The following is a 306-nucleotide window of genomic DNA, read 5'->3' as shown; positions in this document are numbered from 1 at the left end:
ATCTCATGGTCAACCTTTGATTTAATGGTTGAGCAATTGAAGATGCATGTTCCTGCCAAAGGCAGACCACCTAAATTGAGCTTAGAGGATCAGATCCTCCTGTGCTTAAGTTATTGGCGGGAATACCGAACCTTATTTCACGTTGCGACGAGTTATGGCGTGTCAGAGCCCACTGCTTCAAGAATCGTACGTCATGTAGAGGACTGCTTAATCAAGTCCAATTTATTTAATTTACCCAAGCATTTGCCTGAAGGCGAAGGCATTGACTGGAATGTGGTGATTGTAGATGCCACAGAAATTCCAATC

General features: G+C 43.5%; 1 protein-coding gene. It reads left to right on the top strand.

The window, feature by feature from the left end:
• Window positions 1–24: 24 nt before the first annotated feature.
• Window positions 25–306, top strand: a 282-nt coding sequence (locus NI461_RS14365) for a transposase family protein (protein ID WP_367273584.1), incomplete at its 3' end; no start/stop codon positions are given.

Source organism: Acinetobacter sp. S4400-12 (assembly GCF_024129495.1).
Classification (GTDB): Bacteria; Pseudomonadota; Gammaproteobacteria; order Pseudomonadales; family Moraxellaceae; genus Acinetobacter; species Acinetobacter lwoffii_C.
This window is presented reverse-complemented; position numbering and strand designations above follow the sequence as displayed.